Below are 21,895 nucleotides of genomic sequence, written 5' to 3' on the forward strand. Positions count from 1 at the left end.
TTAATGATGTTAAAACGGCATGTGTAGGATTGGGGATGCCAGATGGTCAGGCATGGATAGAGCTAGTCAAATTTTATTCGCCGTCAGATGAAAAAGATATTCAGCAACCTTTTGCAAATACGCTGGGTATCCGACATATTTGCTTTGCTGTTGAAGATATTGAAGCTATTGTTGCAAAATTGAAAAAGAAGGGAACGGAAATCTTTAGTGAGATACAGCAATATGAAGAAAGTTATAAGTTATGCTACGTTCGTGGTCCAGAGGGAATTATTTTAGAGTTGGCGGAGAAAATCAGATAAATATTGAATGGGACTTTAAATGATTTAGATCTCCAACGTTAAAGATTTCTTCTTAAACTATCGGGTGCGATTGTTCAATAAGAACAGTCGCTTTTCTTGTTACGCTAACGAAGCAGTTACTTGAAGAAAGAAATGTTTAATTTGTTATTGAATTAATAATGAAGGATTTTTTGGTGAAGGGGTTTTATCTAAATGGAAAACGTAAGATATTTAATCGAAACAAAGAAAACCTGGTTTTGATGAATCGGTTATAAAGCTGGCTGAAGAAAAGTTAGGTGTGATTTAAGCCCTACTTTCTTTCCACTTAATTGTCCTAGGTTACTTCTTTTATTACTCCAATCACTGAAATGACAGAACCAATTGCTTGGATCCAACTACCTGTTGCTACCAATGATTCGGATTCGGATTGTCCATTATTTTTTTTATAATAGTCCTCATAATAATAGCCTATCTTTTTTTGTTTATTTTCATTATCATTTTCATCTTTTCTAATATTTTTTAGTGCCTCTGACCATCCTATTGCCTGTAGTGAGTTTCCTATAAATTGTGTTATGCTTCCTACAATGTTTTCGGATTGGCCTGGGAAGGGAGGGAGATCAATTGCATCTCCAATATTAACCGCTAAACCTAAAGCTTGTATCCAGTTCCCTGTAATGAATAATTTATAGGATGCTTCTTTCCTGATGTCAAAAACCAGTCCTGTAATGACAGTAAGATTCCCACTTGCTGTAATTTCTTTTCCAATTGACCTAAGGACAGTCCCTTTTGCCCCCGCATCAATAGCATTTCCTTCAGCCTGTAAAACGTTTCCCAATAGAATTAAGTCATCACGTACGTTACTTTTTATATAGTTGGACGGCATAGAACCAATTGCAGCTGTTATTGTTCCCACAGATACTAGCACAGAACCTACTATTGCTTTAGATTCGCTTCCCATTTTAACCACCAACCTGCCACAAGCTTTAAGTATATAAGAAAAAACCTTTATCGTAGTATTATGAATTAAGGTCCGAATGTGTACCTAATTATTAAAACTAACTTTCTTCATTAGAAAAGACCCCAAGTATTGAGGGGCTGCGTAAATTGAAGATCATGGGTTGTCATTGGAATTTCTTTTTCTTATTAAGGAACTGGCAGGTTACTTGAAGAAGGATAAGGAATTATTATATCGAATATCTATGAGATACCACCCTTTTTTGGAGGACAAGACTTGTGATAACCAAAGCAGAAATAATAAATCAACCTTTTTCGGGACAGTACAAGGAGAGAATTTATGACATAACAAGTTCATGGAATTCTCCAAATTGGACTTGGGTAAAATTTGAAGACGAGGATTTTAATGAATGGTGTGGTGAGTTTAGAGGTTCACCACGGGATATTGCAGTATCAAAGAAGTATAAAACAGTTCTTGTCCTTACTTCCGATTACTTATTTCAAGTTGATAGTGATAGCGGAGAATTAACGGAATATGAATCCCAGCCTCAATATCAATGTTTAACAGTAACACCATCAGGGGATTTCATAATAGCGGATTATTATAGCATTGAAAAAATAGAATCATCAATAAAAGATACGATACCAGTGAAAAGTCCAATTAAAATGGACACAATTAAATTTCATGGTTGGTCTAAGAATAAGTTATTAATTACATGTGATGAATTTCTAAATTGGGATAATCAACTAGAGTTAGAACTTGACGGTGATACATTAGAAATTATTATAAAAGAAATCACTTGAAATATGACTTACCTTCTTGAAGTGACGGGAGCTTTAGTTGAAGAGAGCCACTGATTTTTATCAGTGGCTTTTTTGTTTGTTTAATGGAAGACCTCTTACGATTAACTATTTATTCAATCACGGCGGAATTCTAGTTACTTAATTCCATTAATAATTCGTGGACAATGTGTTGTTCATAATCTTTTGGCTTATCCAATAGTATCCCTCTTCTTGACGCAGCTGCAATTATTAGTCCTAATTCATAGTACATATTTTTAGAAACTAATCCTTTTGAAATCATTTTCTTCACTTCATAATAAAATTGAATCAAAAAATCACTTGGTAATTTTTCATACAAAGACATTTTTGAAAACACCCACTATTCCTACTGCTCTAATAGGAATAATATCAATTAAAACTGAAATTGAAAAGAGTTTTTCGCCAGATTCATAAATTTGTCATTTTATTACAGATACGTTTGACAATACTGCTTTAATCTTGTTGAACTAACGAAGCAGTTTAGTGCAATAAGGAAAAATGGTAAAATCGAAGAAAAAACGGAAAATAAAAAGGGGCATTTTACGATGGATTACTGGAGGAATAATACAATTTGGTTTGACGAAATCCCCAACAATCTCTTTCTTCAACTTAATTTAAAAGAAGAAAAGCTAAAGGAAGACATAGTAAAGGACATTGAGTATTTAATCCTTTGGCATTATAAAAAAAGTAAGTTATGTAATTTTGCTGATATTCCTGAAAACCTTGTCTTTTTAAACCTAATCTGGTCTAATATACAAAATTTCCTTGGCATAAAAAAACTGAGTAAAATAAAAAGGTTAGAACTAGATTATTGCGGTAAATTAGAAAATGATAACGGTATATCCAAATTAGCTGATACCTTAGAGTATTTACATATCAATAACTCAAAGAAATTCGTTCCAAGTAAAGAATTCTTCTCTCTTAAAAATCTTCGGGTACTTTCCCTTAATTCTTGTGGAAGCCTAGAAAATTTATCATTTTTAAGTCAATTCCCTAAGTTAATTGATTTTCGGTTTGTTGATACAAATGTGATTGATGGTGATTTAACTCCGATAATAGAACATCCAACAATTAGAAGTGTCGGCTTTTTAAATAAAAGGCATTACAATATAAGTGAAGAAAAAATGGACTCTCTCTTAAAAGAGAAAAATGAAGGTGTGGATTATAAAACAACAATTATGAAGAGAGATGGAAGCAGAAAATATTATACTTTTAGATACAATTTTTAACCAATGGACATTCAAGATTGTGAAAAAATGTACTTACACTAACGGGTGCGTTAGTTGAAGTAGCTTTGAATTAAAATATTGAAGCAGCTCAGTTCAAAAATTGGACTGAGTTATTTATTTTTATAATCAAAAAGCACCGCAAAATGCGGTGCAAATTCATATACATTTTACTATACATTTGCAGCTACAAATTCACGTTTTGCGATAGGCAACGGAACTAGTTACCAGCATTTGGTGATACTTTTTGAAAGAATTACATTTTCTTTCCGTTGTTTTCTTTTTGATCGCTTTGGCTCGCAGCCTTTTCTTTAGCTGCTTGAGAAACTTGTTGTCCACGGTTAGTTTTTGTTGTGGCTGCACCACTTGTATTAGTTTTTGTTGTAGAAGGTGGTGTCGTTGTGGGTGGTGCTTTGACGCTTGTCGCAGGTATCGTTGGTGCGGCAGGCTTTGTGGTTGCACTTGTTGCAGCCGTTTTCGTTGTCGTGGGTTTTCTCGTTGTTGTTGGTGCTTTTGTGCTTTTTACAGGTATCGTTTTTGCAACAGGCTTTGTAGTTGTGGTCCCTCTTGGATTAGCAACGCTAGTTGTCGTTCGATCGCTGGATTTTTCTCTATTTTGTTGAACGGCTGCTACTGCCGTATCATTGGTATTCCTATTTTTTAAAGAGACTTGGATAACAGCAATATCATGGTTCTTCACATTAGCTGCTTGTGTTTGAGGTTTGTCCTTTTTTTCTGCTGGGTTGATTACATCCGCTTTTTTTCGGTCTGCCGATATAGGTAAAGCTATTTCTTTTGTTAATTGTTTAATAGGTTGACCTAACAAAGCGTTGGCGACAGAAAACGTAACAGATCCTGCTAATACCATTGCAAGGGCTCCCTTAGTTATTTTAATCATGTTAAACCCCTCGTGTTTTTTTGTGTGTTCATACTAATAGAATACGAACGAACCAAAATATCTTATGGGGGTAGAAACAAAAACAGAATTTGGTAGTCTATTTAACTTACCTTGCAAATAGATCATCTTTTGTAAAAAAACTATATTTTTCGAGATGGGATATAGTATTAACTATTAATCGTTACCGCTGACTCCCTTTTTCTGTGCTCACGGGCACAATTACCTTCTATTTGTTACCAGTCACAACTAGAATTATAGAATAAAACGAAAGCTGAATGGATATTATCCCCATTCAGCTTTATGCCTGATCTTAAGCTATTATAGGTAATTTTTCATGCAAAGTAGATCTATTTTAAAAGTCTATTATAAGAAAAAGGTACTGTTTTTGTCCGTTTTACCAAACATTAACATTCTATCAATAGCGACTTTACAATTCTCCTATATTTTTAAATACGATATACATAAACTTATAGGAGATGATTGGAAATGAAAATGAAAAAGAGTTTGATTGCTGGATTAGCTACGTTGTCTCTTTCGGTTACTACAGGAGCCCCTTTGGCCGTTTTAGCCCACCCAATTCAAAATTCAGCTACTGATAATGGACAATCTACATTACGTCCAATTACCTCTGATGTTGCAGTCATTGCCCATCGCGGGGCATCTGCGTACGGTCCGGAACATACATTGGCAGCCTATAAGCAGGCAATGACGATGAAAGCCGATTATGTGGAATTCGATTTACAAATGACGAAAGATGGTCAGTTGATTGCCATGCATGATGAAACGCTGGCGAGAACAACCAATGCAAAGGAACTTTATCCAGACCGGGCACCTTGGCGGGTAAAGGATTTTACTCTTGAAGAGATCAGCCGACTGGATGCAGGGTCGTGGTTTAATAAAACTTATCCAAACATGGCGAAAACTGAATACATCGGACAGCATGTGCCGACACTCAAGGAAGCCATTGAATTTGTTAAAAAACATGGGAACGGAAAAGTTGGCCTTTACATGGAAACAAAAGCGCCAAACGTATATCCAGGGATGGAAGAGAAAGTAATTGAAATCTTGAAAGAAACCAATGTACTTGATGACGAAAAGCTTTTTCTCGAATCATTTAGCGAGGAAAGCCTTCGTAAATTAAAAACGCTTGCCCCTAATGTAAAGCTGATTCAACTGTATTCAGGAAGTATGCTGACGGGCAAGGATGTATACCAGGAAATGAAACGGATCTCTGACTATGCCGCCGGCGTAGGTCCTAGTAAGGAGCTTGTTGTACCGAAACTAATGGAAGCAGCTCATCAGAATCAGCTTCTAGTGCATCCATGGACAGTCAATTCAGAGGACGATATGGTTTCCTTGCTTTCCCTTGGTGTGGACGGGGAGTTCACAAACAATACGGACCAGCTTGTTGATTTACTGGAAAAGCCGTATATTTCACATGGAGTGGCAAGCGGAGATGTAACGGATTCATCAGCGATTTTATGGGCGCGCACCAATGTAGAGGCAAGAGTTCAGTTTGAAATTTCAACTGACAGCAGTTTTAAACACGATACAATCGTCAAAACAAGCCGTGCAGATGTAGCGCATGATTATACGGTAAATGTAGAGGTTAACGGATTAAAGGCTGATACCAAATATTATTACCGGGCCCATGCGGTTTCAAGCCAGTATACCGTAAATGGTTCATTCAAAACGGCACCAGAAGAAAACAGCTTAAAGCCAATGTCAATCGTTTGGGGTGGAGATACGGGCGGCCAGGGAGAGATACCGCCATATAAATCTTTCAAAGCGATGTCAGCCATCAATCCAGATTTCTTCCTGTTCAGCGGGGATACCATCTATGCTGATAATAAGACACCGGCTGTTCCTAACCCTCCTTCTCAAACTGTTCAGGATTTCTGGGCGAAATATAAGGAGAACCGTACGGATGCGGGATTACGCAGCCTTTTACAGAAAACAGGAACGTTTGCGATCTGGGATGATCATGAAGTGACCAATGACTTTTCAGGTCCTTCCCAGCCGTTGACGCAAGCGGGGTTGGGTGCGTTTAAGGATTATTGGCCCATTTCAAGTGAACGCAGTTCAGCGGACAAGCTTTATCACAAGTACTCTTGGGGTAAATCAATGGATATGATCATTCTTAACAACCGTGGCTACCGCTCTCCAAACACCATGGCAGATGGACCTGATAAAACAATGCTCGGCGAAGAACAAGTAAAATGGCTGGAACAGCAGCTTCTCGAATCAGATGCCAAGGTTAAATTTGTCGCGACTTCCGTGCCAATCTCCGTTCCGACTGGAAAAGCAACTGCCAGGGATGGATGGGCAAATGGAAATCAAGTAAACCCTAATGATCTAACAGGATATGAGAACGAGTTCAAAAAAATCTCTGATTTTATTATTGAAAAAGGAATCAAAAACGTTTATTTCGTCACAACTGATGTCCATTTTGCCGAAGTCATCAAATATGATGCCAATCATGACGGCAAAACAGATTATCACGAATTAATCAGCGGTCCAATTGGAGCCGTAAAAATCAATCCTGGTACATTGGATCCTACCTTCGGCCCTGAACGCTTATATGCGGAAGGAAACTTCTTCAACTTCGGTGTGTTCCATGTAGATCCAGCAAAAAATCAAGCAGGAGTGGAAATCCGCGATGAAAACGGAAAAGTCCATTTCAGCCAAACCTTCCAGCTTGAAGATTAAAAAATAGTAACCGAAAACCAGGAGACTGTCTCCTTGATTTTATCAACACTAAGAAGCACCGGGCCGCCGCCTGGTGCTTTTTTCAAGCGAATATCAAAACATTTCCTTACGTTCTGCGAGAGGACATGAACTCAAGGGTCTGGGCTATCCCTTCTTTGTAGGAAGTCCGCGGAACATAAAATGCATCACATATTTTACTAATGATTTAATTAAATAATAATTAATCCAAAATAAACCCAATAAAGAACAATAGTTTGTTAATTAGAATTTTACAAATTATTAAAAAATTCACTTGTAATCTCTTGGAAAAATTGTTAGTATAACGTACATGTAAAATTATTTAACAATACTATCATAGAGGTAATATTACTATTCATTTATAGTAAAAATCTACTATGATCATCAGGAGGTTCTTAAAATGGGCAGAAAATTCATGAAATTTATATTAATAATACTCCCTTTTATTTCTCAGTTAGCCGTACTACCTTTCGTCAATCGAATGGACCCGATTATTTTAGGATTACCCTTCCTTCAATTTTGGTTCTTTTTATGGATCGTATTAACACCTTTATGCACATTTGGCATTTATCAACTTCAAAAATCAGAAGGGAGTCTTGACTAATGCAGGGAAATTTAACAGCTTTGTTAATCACAGTATTCATTGTCTTGACCGTTGTTTTGATTGGATTCATAGCAGGGAGAAATAAATCTTCACGAAGCTCAGTAGAGGAATGGTCTGTTGGCGGCAGACGCTTTGGCGGATTGCTGGTTTGGTTTTTAATAGGCGCTGATTTATACACAGCATATACATTTTTAGGACTAACAAGTACATCCTACGCAGCTGGAAGTCTTGCATTCTTTGCTATCCCTTACTGTATTTTAGCCTATTTTGTTTCTTACTTTTACCTTCCTAAACTCTGGAAAGTAGCGAATCAATTTAAGCTAACCACACTGGCCGATTATGCGCGGGAGCGTTTTGGCAGTAAACTTCTTTCTTCTATTATTGCTATAGTAGGCGTATTAATGCTCATCCCGTATATTGATTTGCAGTTAGCCGGGATTCAAGATACGCTTCAAGTCGCTGGAACAGGTTATATTAATGTGAAGGTAGTCGTCATTACGTCATTCCTACTTGTTGCACTTTTTACATTCTTTAGCGGAATCAAAGGCCCTACCTATACAGCCATCATTAAAGATGTTCTCGTATGGGCGATTATGTTATTCCTTGTGATTTCTCTTCCGATTATCCATTTTGGCGGCTGGAGCCCAATGATTGATACACTTGTGAAGGAATCACCGCAATTACTGACGATTCCTACATCTGGCCCTAAAGGTATTCCATGGTTCATGACCGCATCACTTGTCTCTGCCTTGGCATTATTTATGTGGGCTCATGGAGCAACAGGAGTATTCACAGCGAAAAGTGCGGATGCCGTTCGAAAAAATTCCATGTTCTTGCCGTTATATAATGTGGTCTTAATTCTAGTTATTTTCCTTGGTTTTGTGGCTTACCATGTCTTGCCGGCTGGAAGCGATCCGCGTTTTGCCTTTTTAAATCTAATCCAAGTTTCATACGGCGGTATTGGACAAGGTTTAGCTTATTCAACAATTGCCTTAGCATCTTTAATCCCATGCTCGATTATGGCCATCGGTGCTTCAAACTTATTTGCAAACAACATTTATCGCGATTTAATCAATCCCAACGTAAAAGGCGCTAAATTAACTCTCGTCACTCGCTCCATGGTGTTTGTTGTCATTGGTCTTGCATTATTATTTGGACTGTTATTCCCTACAGCACTAGTATCTTTGCAGCTCTTAGGTGTTTCAGGAATGGTGCAAATTTTCCCAGCGATTGTTGTCAGCTTATTCTGGAAAAATCAAACGAAACAGGCAACAATTATTGGATTACTCGTGGGATTAGCAACAACATTTACAGTATACGGAACAAACAGCTCATTTGGTATTTATGAAGGGTTTTGGGGATTATCAGCCAACTTATTATCCATTATTATTTTGAATCCTTTTTTCGCAGCAAAAGCGAAACATCAAACAAATTCTGTAAAAGAGTATTTGTTTAATCCAGCAAAATCTGTAAAATCAAAACTTAGAACAGGCGCATAATGGGGGCGTTTTAGCCCCCAGTGGGTGGCCCTTTCAATGCTGAGTTTCATCTTTAAAGTAAGAGGCTTCTTTATTCGAAAATTATAGCTAACATCTTATAGCTAAAAGAGCGGGCACAATCCAAAAAAGGACGAAGCCCCTCTTATTTTTTTTGCTCATTATTTTAACCCTTACTCGTTCGGAGTCCTAGCCGCTATATGCTACGGTCGCATAGATTACATGGTCCTGCTACCGCACTTGAGGTTGCCTGGTGTCCTTCTTTGAATTTTGCTTTGGTATTGTAAATTCCTGTATTTATAAAAAACCTACAAAGGAACATCCTTTGTAGGTTAGTTGGAGATAAGTGATTAGGTTTTTTAAACTAAACTTTTAACGCTTCTTGTTCAACCTTTTGCATCTTGTTTGCACCTATAAAGTGAACCCGTTAGGATAAAGGCTGTTATTCGAAAACAGTTATACAGCTTTTGTCTCAATCCCTGTCTCTATTTTCACTGATGTTCTAGTAAATGCACTGACCGCGAACATGAAAACAATGTTAACGACAAGGGCCGCTATACCGATATCAAGATCTTTTATAAACGAAGGGGCTTCCGGAAAGAACGTCCCCATAGTTGAACTGGTTATGGTTACATAAGCGACCATGATGACACCGGCTATAATTCCTGCAGATGCGCCTGTTTTGTTTACAGGGTTTTTCTTCCATAAGCTGCAAAGCAGTGGAGGGAATAATTGCAGCACAAAGCTGTAAGCCATGATCAGCAAGGCAATAATACTGTTTCCACCGAAAAAAGTGAAAAATAAAGCGATTAGTGCCACAATCGGGACAAACCTACGCGTGTATCGTCCAATTTGCTCATCGGTGGTATTCGGTTTGATCGCCTTATATATATTTTTCGATAAAATCGTCGAGGCTGTTAGTAATAACATCGAACACGGAACAAGTGCGGTTAAGATACCGGCGGCTCCTATGACTCCGACCACCCACGGATCGAATGTTGCTTTTGCGATCTTAAAGAGAGCTAAATCTGTATCTGCTCCTTGTAAATTTGGAATTTGTAAAAGGGCTGTGAAGCCAATGAATAAAATGAATACTAAAATGATTTGGTAAAGCGGCAAAATAGCAGCATTCTGGCGCAGTGTCCTTTCATTTTTAGATGATAAGCTTGCACCAAAGCATTGAGGCCACATATATTGCCCTAATCCGATCGTTAAACATGTCGAAATATACCAGGATATGCTGTATCCTTCTTTAGGAATTAATAAAAACTCCGGCTTTGCCTTATCCAATGTTTCAAACATCGGCTTTATTCCGCCGTGGTAGTGATACGGCAAATAAATACCTAAAAATAGAATCACAACGAGAAGGAGAATGTCTTTTAAAATGGCTGTTGAGGCTGAACCGTGAATACCAGACAATGTCACAAATATCGTGACAGCAACCACCCCAATGCACACCGCTAAATTCGGTGAAATCGCACCATATGAAGTCTCTGATACAATGATCTTAAGTCCTTTTAACTGTAAAACGATATAAGGAATCATCGAAACGACCCCGACAATGGCTACTAATAACCCGAGTGGTTTACTATCATACTTCTTTGCAAAAAAGTCAGATTGAGTAATCACTCGATGCTTTTTGGCATAACGCCAAATAGGAGGCAAAATCCAGAACGGCACAATATAACAGAAGGCGTTGAAGATATAAATGATAGGTCCTCCCATTCGGTAGGATCCGCCGCTTCCTCCCAGAAACACATACGTTGTAAAAATTTCACCAGCCATTAACACAAACATGGTGATAGAACCAAAATTACGGCCGCCTACGGCCCATTCTTCGAGCTGTTGTCCTTTGCGGGCACGGACACCTAAATAGAAAGCAAGAAGAAGAGTAGCTATGAGAATGAAGATAGCACTATTCATTTAATTCCCTCCTGTCTATCTATCAGAATATTAATAATGTACAAAAATAATGAAGTTAAAACGAGCCAGGCAGTCGCCCAAAAAACAATGAAGGGTAACCCAAATATATACGGCTCGATACGGTTTACGACTGTGAACGCACCAATAATAGGAATTATTGCTAGGATCCAAATTAAAACTTTCACTCAGATATTCCCCCTCACGAAATTTAGTATGAATTTTCAGACTTTATACTCTCTGCTTATTTCGAATTCACCGAATTCTATTAGAGTAGAGTATTGGTAATATAAAAACAAGTGAGTTTAGCATCATGTTTGAAAACGCTTTAAATTTTTGAAAACAAAAATGAAATGAGTATTACATAAAAGGCCGAATTGAGACCTTTTATGTAATACCTAATACAGCAGATGAATCTATCAGTCTATCAGCTTTTCACATTTTGAGAAAAAACTAAAGATTTCATCAGGTCTACTACACGGTTTCCTACGTCTGATGTAGTAGAAGTTCCATTCATATCAGGTGTCAAAACTTCATCTTCCACCAAAAGTTGTTCGATCGCATCCAACACTAGTTTTCCGTATGCTTCATAGCCGAAAAAGTCGAGCATTTGGCTTGCGGACCAAATAGCGGCAAGCGGATTGGCAATCTGCTGTCCTGCAATATCAGGAGCTGATCCGTGAATCGGCTCAAACATAGACGGAAAGTCTCTTTCCGGGTTAATATTCGCTCCAGCAGCGAGCCCTATTCCACCAGCGATCGCCGCACCCAAATCCGTTAAAATATCGCCGAACAAGTTCGATGTCACAACGACTTCAAAGCGTTTTGGATCTTTAATCATCAGCATCGCCGCCGCGTCGACGAGATAAGTTGCAGTTTTGACTTCAGGATAGTCTGCGCTCACTTCTTCAAATACCTGGTCCCAGAAAACCATTGAGTAATTAAGGGCGTTTCCTTTAGAAATGCTCGTCAGCGATCTTCCTTCTTTTTTCGCCGTTTCAAACGCGTAACGAATGATTCGCTCTGTGCCTTTACGGGAAAATACACCGTTTTGCAAAACGACTTCGTGTTCCTGCCCTTTAAACAGCCAGTCACCTGCGCCTGAATATTCGCCTTCACTGTTTTCACGAATGAACAGCATATCGATGTCTTCGCGTTTCACATCCACAAGTGGCAAGTGAGCCCCCTTTAACAGCGTCACGGGCCGAATATTAACATACTGATCAAAACTTTTTCGGATTTTCAACAACAAATCCCATAGGGAAATATGGTCCGGGACACCGGGAAACCCAACTGCTCCCAAATAAATCGCGTCAAACTCTTTCAGCTGTTCAATTCCATCATCATCCATCATTTTTCCATTTTTCGCATAAAATTCGCATCCCCATGGAAAGTAAGTGAAATTAAATTGGAAACCCGCATCAAGTTCAGCCACTTTATTTAATACTTTGACCCCTTCATTAATGACTTCAGGGCCAATGCCGTCACCTGCGATAACTGCTATTTTAAATTGCTTCACAATGATCTCCCTCGTTTTTAGCCTTGGTTCCAAACGACCAATTTCATTTCAGTCATTTCTTCCACAGCGTATTTTATTCCTTCACGGCCTGTCCCACTTTCTTTCACACCGCCGTATGGCATTTGGTCGACACGGTAGTTCGGCACGTCATTAATAATTACGCCGCCCACATGCAATTCCTGTGAAGCGTATAAAGCATTTTTTACATTGTTTGTGTAAATTCCAGCCTGTAATCCGAAGCGGGAATCATTCACTTGCTCAATCGCTTCTTCAACTGAACTCACTTTGTTTACAACGACAACCGGTGCAAATGCTTCCTGACAAGAAACTTTTAACGAATGGTCCGCATCTGTAATAATTGTTGGCTGAAGAACGCCATCTTGAAGTTTGCCGCCCGTAGCTATCGTTGCATCGCTGCCTTTCGTTTCTTCGATCCAGCCTAGGACACGTTCAGCTTCCCCTTTAGAGATTAAAGCGGAAATATATGTGTCCGAATCAAGCGGGTCGCCGATTTTCAGTTTCTTCGCTGCTTCAGTGAACTTCGCAACAAATTCTTCATACACATCTTCATGTGCATATACACGCTGCAGGGAAATACATACTTGCCCTTGGTTAGAGAAAGCCCCCATGATGCAGCGGTCAATAATGGAATCGACGTCAATATCTTTGTCGATAATTAATGCCGCGTTTGAACCGAGTTCAAGTGTCGTCTTTTTCAAACCTGCCTTGCTTCGGATGCCGATGCCGACGCCCGGACTACCTGTGAATGTGACCATGCTTACACGGTCGTCTTCGACAATTGCGTCCCCGACTGTGCCGCCGGGACCAGTTACTACATTTAATACTCCCGCTGGGAGACCCGCTTCTTCAAATATTTCCGCGATAAAGAGGGCAGACAGCGGTGTTTGCGATGCTGGCTTCAAGACAATCGTATTGCCAGCCGCAATCGCCGGCCCGACTTTATGAGCAACAAGGTTCATCGGGAAGTTAAACGGTGTGATCGCTCCAATCACCCCAATCGGCTCTCTAACCGTGTAACCAATTCGTCCGACGCCGCCAACGGCTGCGTCAAAAGGAATAGTTTCTCCGTGAATTCTTTTTGCTTCTTCAGCCGCAAACTTATACGTTTCAATCGTTCTAGCCACTTCCGCTTTCGCGAACATAATTGGTTTAGCTGATTCACGAGAAATCACTTCAGCCGCTTCGGCCGCTTTCTCTTTTAAAAGCGCCACAACCTTTTCCAAAATCTCCGCCCGCTGATACGCCGGCATTTTCGCCATACTTGCGCGTGCCTGGTAGGCCGCCGCAATCGCCTGTACCGTCAGGTGTTTATCTGCCATCGCAATTTGAGCGATTTCTTCCCCAGAATACGGGGAGTATAAAGGAGCATATGTTGCTGTTGCTACTTTTTCGCCATTGATCATCAGAAACTGCTTCTTCGCTTTTACTTCATTCGCTAAATTACTCATTGAGGGCCTCCAATACCATTTCATGAAATTGTACAATTGCTTTTTCTGAAGACGAATATCTTCCTTTGTTAAATGCACGAGAGCGGAAACCGATTTGTTCTAACTCGACAAGTTCCACATCTTCCAGGCGAACTTGTTCAGCAAAAGCAACTAAGTCTTTTTCTTCTTGAGTCAAATTCTCATCACGGAAATAATAAGTATAAAGAATCAAAGTTGTTTCATGATCAATCGGCACCAATTGAATCGTCGCCATATTGCCAGGTCCCGGATAAATGGTCAACATTAGGTTTGGCCACAGCCAGAAGAAAGATCCGCCTTGCATTTCCGCCTGATTTAAATCGACTGTTCCATAATTTTTATCCGGTTTAACAATGGAGCCTTGTAGTGAATAATTTTCGCAGGTAATGATTTGATAATCATCCATGTCAAGGGCTGCAACGAAGCTTGGATGAGCGACATGACAGTGATCACACTCTAAATAATTGTCAATAAACGCTTTCCAGTTCGCTTTAATCACCCGTGATGTTTGGTTTGTTCTTTTTAACTCACTTAAAAACGGATATTTGCTCAAGCGGTCGAAGAAATCGCCGTAAGATTCGCTAAGCGGCTTCGCGTTATCGTCCAAGTTGACAAAGATTAAAGATTCCAAGATTTCCATGCGGACTGAGCGTAAACAAGCGTCTTGTACACAAGCTGCATCTTCACCTTTAAAGTTAGGTGCTTTGTTTAATTGCCCATCTAATTTAAATGTCCAGCCATGGTAGGCGCATTGTAAAATTTTCTTCTTACCTGACTCATTTTTTTCAAGCTTTGTCGCACGGTGCGGACAGACGTTATAAAAAGCGCGGATGACTTCATCCTGGCCACGAGTCACAATAATCGGTTCATTAGCTACTTCCGTCGTAAAGAAAGCACCTACTTTTTCTAACTGACTGACATGACCCACAAGTTGCCAAGATTTAGAGAAAACAAGATCCATTTCTTTTTCAAGTACTTTCGGATCTGTGTATTTATCATAAGTCAATGTTCTTTCAAATGTTCGATTAGATGCATTTTCTACTGTGTTATAAGCCATTATTCATTCTCCTTCATAAATAAATGATTTTTAAGTACTTGCTGGCAAAGACTCTTATTAAATATTTAAAATAGTACAACAATTAATGACATACTAGCTTTGCAGCTTGTTAATCTTATATATGCAATTTGTGTGCCAACTTTTCAAAACAGTGCAAACACACAAATATTTTCGATTTTTATTAAAAGCGCTGTCATTTTGAGTTATAATTGACTCGATATAGTCACATTTTTGTCAAAATTAACTCATTACCTTTTGAAAAGAGAGGATCATTCTATGAAAAGTCCTGATGCAACAGGCAATATTGAGTTGACGCTTCAATCTCTTTTAAAAATTCTCGATCATTCCTCCGATGAAATTTTCGTCCTCGACGGTGAAAAGCGGATTCTTTATGTGAACAAGGTCTGTGAGCGCCATTATGGGCTGAAGCCGAGTGATGTCATCGGCAAATACAATGTCGAATTATTTGAAAAAGGCTACTGGAAACCGTCCATTGTGCCGGAAGTGTATAAAAGTAAAAAGCCTTGCTACATGAGGCAACAGACGTATATCGGCGCTGAACTGATGACGTCGGCGGTTCCCATCTTAAATGACGAGGGGGAAATCGAACTCGTCGTCATCACATCGACCGAATTGCAGACATATAAAATGGGAAAAGTAAATGGAATAAGTGGTGAGTCAACAACCACTCAAACGGAAGATGAAGCGGGCCAGTTCATTACTAATAGCAGCAAAATCAATCGAATCCTGGCTTTTTGCGAAAAAGTGGCGCCAACGGATTCCACGATTTTAATCCAGGGAGAATCAGGAACAGGAAAAGGCGTTCTCGCCCATTACATCCACCGGATTAGCAAGCGGAAAAGCGGCCCGTTCCTGACGATTAACTGCGCGGCCATTCCTGAAGAGCTGCTTGAATCTGAACTATTCGGCTATTCAAAAGGGGCATTTACCGGAGCAAACAAAACCGGAAAACCGGGGTTAATCGAAGCTGGGAACGGCGGCACAGTTTTTCTTGATGAAATTGGGGAAATGCCGCTCGCTCTGCAGGCAAAGCTTTTACAAGTGATCCAAGATAAACAGTTCATTCCAATCGGCAGCAGCGAATTGAAAAAAGTCGATATCCGCATCGTCGCCGCAACAAACCGGGACTTAATTGAAATGGTCCATGACAAAAGATTCCGGGAAGATTTATTTTACCGGCTGAATGTGATCGACATTCACCTGCCGCCGCTGCGTGAGCGCAAGGAAGATATCATTCCGCTCACGTACAACTTTTTACACCAATTCAATAAAAAGTACCATGACAACAAAGTCATCTCAGAAGAATGCTTGAATATATTAATCCATTATTCATGGCCGGGAAATGTACGCCAGCTCGAAAATTTGATTGAACGGCTAGTCGTCATTAGCGACTCAATCATCCAGGTGGCCGACTTGCCTGATATGATCACCGACAACGTTGAACAAGTCACCCAGCTCGCTCTCCCCACTTCACTCGATAAAGCGATTGACGAAACAAAGCGGTTCTTAATTAGAAGAGCTTACCAAACTCACAAATCGTCCAGGAAAGTCGCAAAAGACCTCGATATCAGCCAGACGAAAGCCTCGAAACTAATCCGGGAGTACTGCGAGGATTTGATGAATAACTGAGCGTCTTAGACTTTCTTAGATTGGACTTGTAGGTTCCACAGGGACGGTTCTCATCGTTTTTAATGAGGTTAATGCCTTCCACAAAAACCGTCCCTATGGTCTTCTGTTACCGACTGGCAGCGATCCGCGTTTTGCCTTTTTTAAATCTAATCCAAGTTTAATACGGCGGTATTGGACAGCTCTAAGCACTGATCTATAGGTATTTCCCCTGCCAAGCAAGAAAAAAAGATTGTCGAGAACCGTTTGAAAATTCCGCAGGAAATATCTCTATTTTCCACAAAATCAGCTAGGTTTCTCTTGAACTTCCATTATTCTATTAATTCCCTCCTTTTTCCCTACTACACAAACGTGTGATTAAAAGTGGCCTCAGCACGCGCCATACCTAAATTCCACCCTCAAAATGCCTAATAAAATGTCGATAGCTGTCTTCAACAATAAGTGTTTTAAAAAGGAACCACCGTTGCTGTTGACCTAGATACTGTGACTTAATTCATTCAATACCCTTTTTATAAACCATATCCCATAGGAAATTCTACACATTTTGACAAAACCAACAAAAAACGGGCAAATTTCAAACAATTTCTACGAATTCTATATGCGGACTAGAATTTGCTGCATTATCTTATTCTATTAAATTTTAATATCCAAACGACCAACTACAAATTCCAGTGGAAAACGTCAGTTTATTAATATGGATATTTTTGATTTATCCCTCAAGCTAATTTTTTAAAAAATCATTACAAACAAAATGTAATTTTTGGGAGGCTTACGATGAGAGCTAAAAAAACTAAAAAAAGGAAACTTAGAAAATGGGTAAAGGTTACCGGCACAATCCTTCTAATCATGTTAATTGGCGGGGGAGTTTACGGGTCTACTGTATATAAATCTTTTAAAAATGCGGTTGCTACGATGCATCAGCCGATTGAACGAAAACACTCTGAAAAACGCGAGGAACCTGTATCACTCCAGGAAAAAGATCCTTTTTCCGTATTAATGCTTGGTGTGGACGAGCGAGAAGGCGACACGGGCCGCTCTGATACAATGATTGTATTAACAGTTAACCCCAACAATAAATCCGTAAAAATGCTGAGCATTCCACGTGACACAAGAACTGAAATTGTTGGAAAAGGGAAACAGGATAAGATTAACCATGCCTATGCTTTTGGTGGTATTCCAATGGCCATGGATACAGTCGAAAACTTTCTTGATATTCCAATTGACTACTTTATAGAGGTTAACATGAAAGGATTCACGGATATGGTCGATGCAGTTGGCGGCGTAAAGGTCCAGAATGACTTAGATTTCACCCAAGATGGATTCCATTTTCCAAAAGGGGAATTGGCTCTAAACGGTAAAAAAGCTTTAAGCTATACAAGAATGAGAAAACAAGACCCTAGAGGCGACTTTGGCCGCCAAACTAGACAACGTCAAATTATTGAAGGTGTAGTCAAAGAAGGGGCGAGCCTATCAAGTTTAACGAAGTATTCCGATATTTTTACCGTGCTTGGAAAAAATGTAAAAACGAACCTTACTTTTGATCAAATGGTAGCTATACAAAAAGGATATAAAGATGTAGAAACATCCATTCAGCAAATGGAGCTAAAAGAAGAAGGAACAAGGATTAATAACATCTATTATGGATTGGTTTCAGCAGAAGAAAAACAAAGAGTTCAAAACGAATTAAAGTCACAACTAGACTTATAAAGTAAAAACGAAAGCTGAATGGAGAGTTTCTCCATTCAGCTTTCTCATACATATTGCTCTCAACCCATTTATTTGAAGAATTAAACGTAGGGACTTCATTGAGTCCCTACGTTTAGCCCTTAACAGAGCCTTGTGTCATACCTTCCACGATGTAATTCTGCGCAAATGCGAACAAAATAAGCGTAGGAATAACAGATAAAACAGTAGCTGCAGACATGGCACCCCAATCAATATCATATTTTGTGATAAAGGAATTCATGAAGAAGCACCTGTTAGTTCATCGAATATTAATCATTTAATCCCTTTCCATTGAGAATTTGCTGCATATATTTTTCAACCCTTGACTCTCGAGTTTTGGATTGTTTGGGTTGGGAAAAATAAAGTATGTATGCTCTTTGCCGTCCCGGCGTCAATGCTTCAAAAGCAGCTTTCAAGGCAGGGATTTCATCGAATTTATTTTGAAGTTCTTCAGGAATTATAAATTCTGTATTCTTTTTAAAATTCACTTCCAAACCGGCTTTTTCAACTTCAATGGCATCATAAATATAGGCTTTCAATATGGATTCCATTTCAACTATTTCTTGAACATTCGTGAACCGAATCTGGCGTGCCGCCTGTACATTCTCCGTTTGTTGGATTAGAACCCCTTGGGCATCCTTTAATAAGGCGCCTTTGTGAAACAGAAGCGCACAATATTCTTTAAATCCATGGATTAAAACTATGTTTTTTTTCTCAAACGTGTAACAAGGATGCATCCACTTAAATTCTTCGGTCAGCTCACAGTCAAGAAGGATATTTCTCAACTTCTCATATTCTTCCTTCCACTTTTTAGCTTTACTTAAAAATTCATCAACCTTAGGATTCATTCTATTACTCGTCATCAAGGAACACCCCCTCTTCAATTTTTGGCCCGAGTATTAAATTATAATCTGTTTTTTTTAAATAATAAAAAACACAACAGTTCGTTGTGTTCAATTCATCTATCGAAGTCGGTCCAATAAGAAACCGCCTTTAAATCTTCTTGGCTCATATGAAATAATAAACGCACTAGGTTCAAACATTTCCACAGTTGCAATTAGTTCATTTTCTCTATTTCTCTTTGTCAATATTTCCATTCGATAACGTTCACTGTCTCGACCTTCACCCGTATATAAAGTAACGCCGAAGCCATTTTGTCGTAATGTGTCTATCAAATTACTATTTTTTTCTTGTGTATTAACCGTTACGTTTATATAACCAATAGCTATTTTTTGTTCCAATTTCGTCCCAAGTATAATTCCTAACCCGAAGCCAACTGCATAAACAACCATTGATGCAAAACTTTGATCTCCACCAAATACGAGAGAAAGGCCAAAAACATAAATTAACATTTCTGCAATACCTAATATCGATGCTAACACGGTTATATTTTTAACCAAAAAGATTGTTCTTAGCGTGTATATAGGTACATAAATCAGTTGTAACAGCAAAATCAAAAGAATCTCTTTCACTTTGGCACCTCTATCGTCATATTTAAAATACACTTTATTTTATCTTTTTTAATCTAAATAAAATAGTGTTATTCTTACTTTAATAGGATAGAAGATATTTAACGTTTCCGCTACCAAAAATTTCAATAAAAATGATATATTGTCAGATTTTCTCAAACCTTGTAGAATTAAGATTGGATAGATGCGCCTGTAAAAAAAGAGATAAATAGGTTATCTATACCGAAAATATCCTATCTAGGGGGAAATTATGAGAAACAGCAAGGTTACCATCTTTTTATTGTCCTTTTTCTTTTTATTAGCCGTCTCCTTACTTCCAGAAAAAGCTTTCGCAGCAATAGGGGACAGAGCAACACCGTACAGTGCATGGGATTATCACGAGTTCACTTTGCAGAAATCCAGTTCTGACACATCTAAAGTGGTGGGTTTACAGCAATTTGATATGTATTTTGGTGAAGATGCCAACGATATCATCCAAACTGAAGATGGATCCAACCAGGATCCGGCAGCGGATGAACAGTGGATATTGATGGGTTTTGATATGTCCTATATCTCCGGGCCGGAAAAATCCTTAATGCGCGCTGATCTCATTCGGAGCGATTATAATTTCTATACAAAGAGCGGGGAGAAAATCACCCCAATTGCAACCGCCTCGTTTACAGACCAATTAGCAGGACTGGATGAAAACGGTGTTAATTTAGACCGTGAAGCATCAGCGTCCGAAGTATGGTATGGGATTCTTGTCAAAAAGTCAGCCGACCTCCCTGTGATCAGGATTAGTACGGGCGTGAACCAGTCAACGGGTGCAATCAATTATAAGTGGTTTACAACTGACCCATCCTATCTTGAGCCTGTCGTTACATCGAAAGCGACAGCGAGCTCCTATAATAGCATAAAGCTGACATGGACTCCTGCAACAGGCGTCGATGGTTATGACATTTACAGGTCAACATCTAGCAACGGAACCTTTACGAAAATTACCAGTATCGCTGATCCTACTGCCTATTACACAAACACAGGCTTGAATACTGGCACAACGTATTACTATAAAATCCAGACTTATTTTACATTTGATAATGGCGAAAAGATTTACGGTGCATTCAGCCCGGTTGTTTCCGCAAAGCCAGTACTAGCGGTCCCAGCTTCTCCGAAGGCAGCATCGGCTTCTTATTCTAGCATCAAAACCAGCTGGACGGCCGTCAGCGGTGCAAGCGGGTATGAAGTATCCCGTGCAACCTCCTCAACGGGGACGTATTCTGTAGTCGGTAATACTACGACCGCAACGAGCCTCACGAACACAGGGCTTTCTACCAACAAAGTATATTATTACAAAATCAGGGCGTACCGAATGGTCGGGACAACCAAAGTTTACGGCGGTTATACTACAGTGGTCTCAGCCAAGCCAATCCCGTCCGTTCCAACTAATTTCAAGGCAGCATCCGCTTCATATTCCAGCATCAAAACAAGCTGGACGGCTGTCAGCGGAGCAAGCGGGTATGAAGTATACCGTGCAACCTCCTCAACGGGGACGTATTCCTTAGTCGGTAAAACCACGACCGCAACGAGCTTCACGAACACAGGGCTTTCTACCAACAAAGTATATTATTACAAAATCAAGGCGTACCGAATGGTCGGGACAACCAAAGTTTACAGCGGTTATACCACAGTGGTTTCAGCTAAACCAATCCCGTCCGTTCCAACTAATTTCAAGGCAGCAAGATACAGTTCAACAAGCATCAAAACAACCTGGAGTGCGGTAACAGGGGCAAGCGGGTATGAAGTGTATAGGGCGACTTCCAGCATCGGAACATACAGCTTTGTCAAAACTACGACCTCCCTGTATTACACCAATACTGGATTGACAAAAGGAAGAACCTATTATTATAAAGCAAGGTCCTACAAGTTGGTCGGCACTGTAAAAGTGTACAGTGGCTGGACCGCTGTTTCAAGCGCAAGACCGTAAAAGAGAAAACAAAAAGCCTGGTATTGGTAAAGTGTACCCGTTGTAAAGGACATTTTTAAAAAAGACCTAGGCAGTTTCAAGAAGATGATCTCTGTATTGAACA

20 protein-coding genes are annotated in these 21,895 nt (G+C 39.4%); 9 read left to right on the plus strand and 11 right to left on the minus strand.

Annotated elements, in window-relative coordinates; genetic code table 11:
- The coding region (locus AB7942_RS28555) for a VOC family protein (protein WP_369449476.1) at window positions 1-299 on the plus strand (299 nt) is incomplete at its 5' end.
- Window positions 300-612: 313 nt separating this feature from the next.
- Here AB7942_RS28555 and AB7942_RS28560 read toward each other — a convergent pair.
- Window positions 613-1,236, minus strand: a complete 624-nt coding sequence (locus tag AB7942_RS28560; RefSeq protein ID WP_369449477.1) for a DUF6944 family repetitive protein — start codon at window positions 1,234-1,236, stop codon at window positions 613-615.
- 275 nt (window positions 1,237-1,511) lie between these two features.
- Here AB7942_RS28560 and AB7942_RS28565 point away from each other — a divergent pair, with 275 nt between their 5' ends.
- Complete coding sequence (locus tag AB7942_RS28565; protein WP_335398009.1) at window positions 1,512-2,036, plus strand: hypothetical protein; 525 nt, start codon at window positions 1,512-1,514, stop codon at window positions 2,034-2,036.
- Window positions 2,037-2,166: 130 nt separating this feature from the next.
- Here AB7942_RS28565 and AB7942_RS28570 read toward each other — a convergent pair whose 3' ends face one another.
- Window positions 2,167-2,379, minus strand: coding sequence for a hypothetical protein (locus AB7942_RS28570; protein WP_088089890.1), 213 nt, complete (start codon window positions 2,377-2,379; stop codon window positions 2,167-2,169).
- A 220-nt stretch (window positions 2,380-2,599) separates the two neighbouring features.
- Between AB7942_RS28570 and AB7942_RS28575 the strand changes: the two genes are divergently transcribed.
- A complete protein-coding gene (locus AB7942_RS28575; RefSeq protein ID WP_369449479.1) occupies window positions 2,600-3,283 on the plus strand; it encodes a hypothetical protein in 684 nt (227 codons plus the stop codon).
- A 253-nt stretch (window positions 3,284-3,536) separates the two neighbouring features.
- Here AB7942_RS28575 and AB7942_RS28580 read toward each other — a convergent pair whose 3' ends face one another.
- On the minus strand, window positions 3,537-4,178 hold the full coding sequence (locus AB7942_RS28580) for a hypothetical protein (RefSeq protein WP_369449480.1): 642 nt from the start codon (window positions 4,176-4,178) through the stop codon (window positions 3,537-3,539).
- A 486-nt stretch (window positions 4,179-4,664) separates the two neighbouring features.
- On the opposite strand from AB7942_RS28580, the gene AB7942_RS28585 reads away from it, so the two are divergent.
- The 3 genes from AB7942_RS28585 (at window position 4,665) to AB7942_RS28595 (ending at window position 9,008) form a co-directional block, all read left to right on the plus strand.
- Complete coding sequence (locus AB7942_RS28585; RefSeq protein ID WP_369449481.1) at window positions 4,665-6,887, plus strand: glycerophosphodiester phosphodiesterase family protein; 2,223 nt, start codon at window positions 4,665-4,667, stop codon at window positions 6,885-6,887.
- Window positions 6,888-7,305: 418 nt separating this feature from the next.
- Complete coding sequence (locus tag AB7942_RS28590; protein ID WP_098932560.1) at window positions 7,306-7,509, plus strand: DUF3311 domain-containing protein; 204 nt, start codon at window positions 7,306-7,308, stop codon at window positions 7,507-7,509.
- Window positions 7,509-9,008, plus strand: coding sequence for a sodium:solute symporter family protein (locus tag AB7942_RS28595; RefSeq protein ID WP_369449482.1), 1,500 nt, complete (start codon window positions 7,509-7,511; stop codon window positions 9,006-9,008). The genes AB7942_RS28590 and AB7942_RS28595 overlap by 1 nt, the downstream gene beginning before the upstream one ends.
- Before the next feature lie 453 nt (window positions 9,009-9,461).
- On the opposite strand, the gene AB7942_RS28600 is transcribed toward AB7942_RS28595, so the two are convergent.
- The 5 genes from AB7942_RS28600 to AB7942_RS28620 form a co-directional block, all read right to left on the minus strand.
- The gene (locus AB7942_RS28600) at window positions 9,462-10,928 is read right to left on the minus strand and encodes a sodium:solute symporter family protein (protein WP_369449483.1); all 1,467 of its coding nucleotides are present in this window, start codon (window positions 10,926-10,928) and stop codon (window positions 9,462-9,464) included.
- The gene (locus tag AB7942_RS28605; RefSeq protein ID WP_088089896.1) at window positions 10,925-11,113 is read right to left on the minus strand and encodes a DUF3311 domain-containing protein; all 189 of its coding nucleotides are present in this window, start codon (window positions 11,111-11,113) and stop codon (window positions 10,925-10,927) included. Before AB7942_RS28605 ends, AB7942_RS28600 begins: the two co-directional genes overlap by 4 nt.
- Window positions 11,114-11,352: 239 nt before the next feature.
- On the minus strand, window positions 11,353-12,444 hold the full coding sequence (locus AB7942_RS28610) for a tartrate dehydrogenase (RefSeq protein ID WP_088089897.1): 1,092 nt from the start codon (window positions 12,442-12,444) through the stop codon (window positions 11,353-11,355).
- A 17-nt stretch (window positions 12,445-12,461) separates the two neighbouring features.
- The gene (locus AB7942_RS28615; RefSeq protein WP_369449484.1) at window positions 12,462-13,913 is read right to left on the minus strand and encodes an aldehyde dehydrogenase family protein; all 1,452 of its coding nucleotides are present in this window, start codon (window positions 13,911-13,913) and stop codon (window positions 12,462-12,464) included.
- A complete protein-coding gene (locus AB7942_RS28620) occupies window positions 13,906-14,988 on the minus strand; it encodes an aromatic ring-hydroxylating oxygenase subunit alpha (protein ID WP_369449485.1) in 1,083 nt (360 codons plus the stop codon). Before AB7942_RS28620 ends, AB7942_RS28615 begins: the two co-directional genes overlap by 8 nt.
- A 276-nt stretch (window positions 14,989-15,264) precedes the next feature.
- Here AB7942_RS28620 and AB7942_RS28625 point away from each other — a divergent pair, with 276 nt between their 5' ends.
- Entirely contained in the window at window positions 15,265-16,638 is a 1,374-nt protein-coding gene (locus AB7942_RS28625) for a sigma-54 interaction domain-containing protein (RefSeq protein ID WP_369449486.1), read from the plus strand.
- 771 nt (window positions 16,639-17,409) lie between these two features.
- On the plus strand, window positions 17,410-18,342 hold the full coding sequence (tagU, locus tag AB7942_RS28630) for a polyisoprenyl-teichoic acid--peptidoglycan teichoic acid transferase TagU (protein ID WP_369449487.1): 933 nt from the start codon (window positions 17,410-17,412) through the stop codon (window positions 18,340-18,342).
- A 112-nt stretch (window positions 18,343-18,454) separates the two neighbouring features.
- Here tagU and AB7942_RS28635 read toward each other — a convergent pair whose 3' ends face one another.
- From AB7942_RS28635 to AB7942_RS28645, 3 genes are all read right to left on the minus strand, one after another.
- Entirely contained in the window at window positions 18,455-18,601 is a 147-nt protein-coding gene (locus AB7942_RS28635; protein ID WP_369449488.1) for a hypothetical protein, read from the minus strand.
- A 28-nt stretch (window positions 18,602-18,629) separates the two neighbouring features.
- On the minus strand, window positions 18,630-19,223 hold the full coding sequence (locus tag AB7942_RS28640) for a YdeI/OmpD-associated family protein (RefSeq protein WP_369449489.1): 594 nt from the start codon (window positions 19,221-19,223) through the stop codon (window positions 18,630-18,632).
- Between the two features lie 99 nt (window positions 19,224-19,322).
- A complete protein-coding gene (locus AB7942_RS28645; protein ID WP_369449490.1) occupies window positions 19,323-19,832 on the minus strand; it encodes a DUF2179 domain-containing protein in 510 nt (169 codons plus the stop codon).
- A gap of 247 nt (window positions 19,833-20,079) precedes the next feature.
- Here AB7942_RS28645 and AB7942_RS28650 point away from each other — a divergent pair, with 247 nt between their 5' ends.
- On the plus strand, window positions 20,080-21,792 hold the full coding sequence (locus AB7942_RS28650) for a fibronectin type III domain-containing protein (RefSeq protein WP_369449491.1): 1,713 nt from the start codon (window positions 20,080-20,082) through the stop codon (window positions 21,790-21,792).
- The last annotated feature ends 103 nt before the right edge of the window (window positions 21,793-21,895 follow it).

It is taken from the genome of Neobacillus sp. BF23-41 (assembly GCF_041106275.1).